This window comes from Hydrogenophaga sp. (assembly GCF_051007235.1).
Taxonomy (GTDB): Bacteria; Pseudomonadota; Gammaproteobacteria; order Burkholderiales; family Burkholderiaceae_C; genus Hydrogenophaga.
Genome location: NZ_JBPCSJ010000240.1, coordinates 1 through 4,634 on the forward strand (window position 1 = coordinate 1; position 4,634 = coordinate 4,634).

Sequence of the window (4,634 nt, forward strand, 5' to 3'; positions counted from 1 at the left end):
CGACCTGGCCCAGGTCACGCTCATCGAGGCCGGCGACGCGCACCGCACGCGCCACCTCGAATGGCTGACGTGGCAGCGCTGGCTGGACCACTTCGCGCCCGCTGGCGGCGGCACGGCGCGCGGCAAAGCCAAGGCCCGGCTCACGCCACAGCGCTGGCTCTACTTCAACTACGCCAGCCAGATCGTGCAGGCGGCCCTGACCGGCCAGGGCGTGGCACTGGCGCGCCTGCCGCTGGTGGCCGAGAGCCTGGCCAACGGCGACCTGATCGAACCCTTGCCGCAGATGCGGCTGGACTCACCGCTGGTGTACTGGCTGGTGGTTGCGCCGCGCAGCGTGGTGCGTCCCGAGGTCAAGGCCTTCTGCGACTGGCTGCTGCGCGAAGCCGAGCGCACCCGGCAGGCCATTGGCGAGGTGCCGGACCCGGACACGGTGGATCATATGGATTAACCCCCCTGCGCCGCTGCGCGCCCCTTGCAGGCCGCAGCATCGTCAGAGACGATGCATCCTCAGGCTGTCCAAGCCTGCGCAGGTAGGCTTGGAGCCGCGGCCCTCGGCCCCCCAGCGGGACCACGCCTGTGGCCGGGCAAAGCCCGTTCCACGGCGTGTGCTGGAACAGGCACTGCCGCCGTCAACGTTTTTGGCGCCCTCTGCGTCCTCTCACTCAGGCACACTGCGCCGCTTTCCTTTTGCATCCATGAGCCATTCCGCCCAACACGCCGCCGGCAACCTGCGCAGCATCGTCAACATGCTGCTGGCGATGATGTTTTTCTCGCTCATGGACGCGGTGCTCAAGACCTTGTCGGCGCACTACCCGCCGCTGCAAATGGCCTGTCTGCGCGGCCTGACTGCGCTGCCGCTGGTGCTGGCCTGGATCCAGTGGCGCCGCGGCTGGGGCCGGCTGCGCCAGCTGCGCTGGTCGCTGCACATCCTGCGCGGCTGCCTGGGCATCACCATGCTGGCGCTGTTCACGCGCGGTGTGAGCGAGCTGCCGCTGTCGTCCACTTACACGATCTTCTTCATCGCGCCGCTGCTGATCACGGCGCTGTCGGTGCCGGTGCTCAAGGAACGTGTGCCCAGGGCCCACTGGTGGGCGATCGGGGTCGGTTTCATCGGTGTGCTGGTGGCCATCCAGCCCAACAGCGGCGACCTGCAGGCAGGCTTTGCCACCACCGGCGGCATCGCGGTGATGACCGCGGCCCTCTGCTACGCGGTGGCCGCCGTGGCCGGCCGGCTGCTCAGCCGCACCGACAGCAGCGAAGCCATGATCCTGACCATGATGGTGTTCATGACGGTGGGCGGCGGCCTGCTGGCGGCGCCGGGCTGGAAGCCGGTGTCGCTGGACCATGCGGGCCTGCTGCTGGCCCTGGCCATCACCGGTTTTCTGGGCCAGCTGACCATCAACGAAGCCTTCCGCCATGGTCAGGCCAGCGCGGTCGCTCCGTTCGAATACTCGGCCCTGGCCTGGGGTGTGGCGCTGGACTGGCTGGTCTGGCAGACCCTGCCCGAAGCCCACACCTGGCTGGGCGCCGCCATCATCGTCGGCAGCGGGTTGTACCTGGTGCGACGCGAAAAACGCATCAGCGAAGTGCACGCCAACGCCGAGCATCCGTAGCAAAGCCTGTCCTGGGGCACCAGGCCACATCAAACCAGAAAGCCTCCGGAGAAGGTGCTGCGTCCAGGGCACCCGTGGAACCGGCTTCGCCGGGCCACAGGGTGCGTCCCCCTCGAAGCGCCGCAGGCGCGCCACAGAGGGGGAAGCAGCGTCAGCCGCGCAGGGGGTGCGTCACTTCACCGGCCACATCACCCCCGTGTCCGCGAGGATCGCGTCCAGCGGTACGTCGTGCGGCTCGGGCTTCAGGTCGGGCACGTAAGCAAAGTCGTAGCCCAAGCCCACGGTGAAAGGCTTGGGCTGCAGACTGGCGAGCGTGCGGTCGTAGAAGCCGCCGCCGTAGCCCAGGCGGTAGCCACCCGGTCCGTAACCCACGCAGGGCACGAAGATCAGCGTCGGCTGCACGATCTCGGTGTCCTTGGGCTTGGGGATGCCGTAGGCGTCCTCTTCCATCGGGCAGCCCGGGTACCAGGTGTAGAAGGTCAGCGTCTTGTCGACCTTGTTGACCACCGGCAGGCCGATGCGCCGGTGCTGCTGCGCGCCCTGCGCGTCTTCTTCCAGCCCGGCTTCCTGCCAGCGGAACAGCGCGGGCAGCGGATCGAATTCGCCCTTGATCGGCCAGTAGGCGCCGATCACGGTGTCGGGCCGGTGGATCAGCCAGACCCGCATCACGCGCTGCAGCAGGTCGTTGCGCCAGGCGCGGTCGGCCAGGGCCTGGCGCTTGGCGATCAGTTGCTGGCGCCAGGCCGCCTTGGAGCCGGGTTCCGGTGCGGGTTTAGGGGAACTCTGGCCGTCTTTGCTGTCCATAATCAAACCATGAATCCTGTGATCGCCAAACGAGGTCTCTTGTCCATTATGGCCGTGCTGCTGGTGCAGAGCGTGGCCTGGGCGCAACCGGCCGCCGACACCGCGCTGCTGGACATGCGCGAAGCCTTCCGCCGCAACAACGCGCCCACCCTCACAGCCCTGCTGCCGCGCGTGCGCGGCCACCAGCTCGAGCCCATGGCCCGTTACTGGGAAGCGCGGGCCCGGCTGGACACCGCCAGCCCGGCCGAGATGCGCGAAGCCCTGGACAGCATGGCCGGCACCTACTGGGAAGACCGGCTGCGCAACGACTGGCTGCTGCGCCTGGGCCAGCAACGCGACTGGCCCACCTTCGAAGCCGAGCTGCCGCGCTTTCGCATGAACGACGACCGGCAGGTGCAGTGCTACGCCCTCATGCTCAACGCCGTGGCCAAGCGCCAGCCGGCCGACGCGCTGGGCCGGCAGGTGGCCGAGCTCTGGCTGGCCCAGCGCGAGGCCGACGAGGGCTGCGCCACCGCCGCCAAGGCCTTTGTCGACAGCGGCCATCTGGGCACCGAATGGGTGTGGCGGCGCGCCCGCCTGGCCATGGAAACCGGCCGTACCCGCGCGGTGACGCAGGCCGTGGCCATGGTGGACGCCGACGCACTGCCCATGGTCAACGCCATCGCGGCCAACCCGGCCCGCTACCTGGACGAGAAGATCACCGCCATCCGCCCGCGCACCAAGGAGCTGGTGACGCTGGCCATCATCAAGCTGGCCGATGCCAACCCCGAAGCCGCCGCGCAGGAGCTGGACCGCACGCGCTGGAAAGCGCAGCTCACGCAGGAAGAGCGCAGCTGGCTGTGGGGCGTGATCGGCAAACGCGCCGCGCAGAAGCTGCAGGACAACGCCCTGGTGTACTTCGCCAACGGGCAGGACCGCTTCATGCACAGCGACCACCTGGCCTGGAAGGTGCGTGCCGGTCTGCGCGCCGGCGCGTGGGGCCACGTGCGCGAGGCCATCGGCGCCATGGGCGAGGCGCAGCGCGCCGAACCCGCCTGGGTCTACTGGCAGGCGCGCGCGCTGCTGGCGCTCAAGCAGCCCGACACGGCGACGGCCACGGCCCAGGCCCGTGCGCTGTACGAGTCCATCGCCTCGCCGCGCGGCTTTTATGAACAGCTGGCGCTGGAGGAACTGGGCCGCGCCATCACCGTGCCGCCACCCCCGCCCCCGCTGACCGCGCAAGAAGTGGACGCCGCGCGCAACAACCCGGGTCTGCAACGAGCCCTGGCCGCCGTGGCCCTGGGCCTGCGCAGCGAAGGCGTGCGCGAATGGAACTACACCACCAACCTGCACGACGCTGGCGGCATGGGCGAACGCGAGCTGCTGGCCGCCGCGGCGCTGGCCTGCGAACAGGCGCTGTGGGACCGCTGCATCAACAGCAGCGAACGCACACGGCTGATGCAGGACTACAGCCAGCGCTTTCCCATGCCGCACCAGAGCGCGGTGGTGCAACGCGCCAGCGCCATCGGCCTGGACCCGGCCTACGTGTTCGGCCTGATCCGGCAGGAGAGCCGCTTCGTCACCGACGCCCGTTCTGGCGTCGGCGCATCGGGCCTGATGCAGGTGATGCCTGCCACCGCCCGCTGGACGGCGCGCAAGATCGGCATGACCGATTTCCAGCCCCAGCGCCTGAGCGAACGCGACACCAACATCGCCATCGGCACCGCCTACCTCAAGCTCGCGCTGGACGACTTCGAAGGCTCCATGCCCATGGCCGCCGCGGCCTACAACGCCGGCCCCAACCGCCCCCGCGCCTGGCGCAACGGGCCGGTGCTGGCGGGCGAGATCTGGGCCGAGAACATCCCGTTCGAAGAAACGCGCGACTACGTCAAGAAAGTGCTGGCCAACACCACCACCTACGCCGCCATCATCACCGGGCAGCCGCAGTCGCTGCGCGCTCGGCTGGGCATGGTGGGGCCGCGCTCCACGCCCACCCCGATCAACACCGAATTGCCCTGAAAGTCCTCTCCATGTCCAAGGTCCTGGTCCTCGGCGGCACCGGCTTCGTCGGCCGCCACGTGTGCGAAAAGCTGCAACGCGCCGGTTGGTCCGTCACCGTGTCCACCCGCCGCGCGGCCAACGCCGCCGGCGTGCAGCACCTGCCGCGCCTGACCGTCATCGAGGCCGACGTGCACGACCCGGCCGCGCTCGCGCGCCTGCTGCCCGGTCACGATGCGG

5 protein-coding genes are annotated in these 4,634 nt (G+C 69.6%); 4 read left to right on the forward strand and 1 reads right to left on the reverse strand.

Going from position 1 to position 4,634, the window contains the following annotated elements:
* Together ACR2JA_RS08700 and ACR2JA_RS08705 are read left to right on the forward strand one after the other, a co-directional pair.
* A partial coding sequence (locus ACR2JA_RS08700; protein ID WP_434008698.1) for a LysR substrate-binding domain-containing protein occupies nucleotides 1–448 on the forward strand: 448 nt, incomplete at its 5' end.
* A gap of 247 nt (nucleotides 449–695) precedes the next feature.
* Complete coding sequence (locus ACR2JA_RS08705; RefSeq protein WP_434008699.1) at nucleotides 696–1,613, forward strand: DMT family transporter; 918 nt, start codon at nucleotides 696–698, stop codon at nucleotides 1,611–1,613.
* Nucleotides 1,614–1,784: 171 nt separating this feature from the next.
* Here the strand turns inward: ACR2JA_RS08705 and ACR2JA_RS08710 are convergent, their stop codons facing one another.
* Nucleotides 1,785–2,417: a 5-formyltetrahydrofolate cyclo-ligase gene (locus ACR2JA_RS08710; protein ID WP_434008700.1), complete on the reverse strand. Its 633-nt coding sequence runs from the start codon at nucleotides 2,415–2,417 to the stop codon at nucleotides 1,785–1,787.
* A gap of 9 nt (nucleotides 2,418–2,426) precedes the next feature.
* Between ACR2JA_RS08710 and ACR2JA_RS08715 the strand changes: the two genes are divergently transcribed.
* Both ACR2JA_RS08715 and ACR2JA_RS08720 read left to right on the forward strand, forming a co-directional pair.
* Nucleotides 2,427–4,415 (forward strand): transglycosylase SLT domain-containing protein, encoded by a 1,989-nt coding sequence (locus tag ACR2JA_RS08715; protein WP_434008701.1) that lies wholly within the window; start codon nucleotides 2,427–2,429, stop codon nucleotides 4,413–4,415.
* A gap of 11 nt (nucleotides 4,416–4,426) precedes the next feature.
* A partial coding sequence (locus ACR2JA_RS08720) for an NAD-dependent epimerase/dehydratase family protein (RefSeq protein ID WP_434008702.1) occupies nucleotides 4,427–4,634 on the forward strand: 208 nt, incomplete at its 3' end.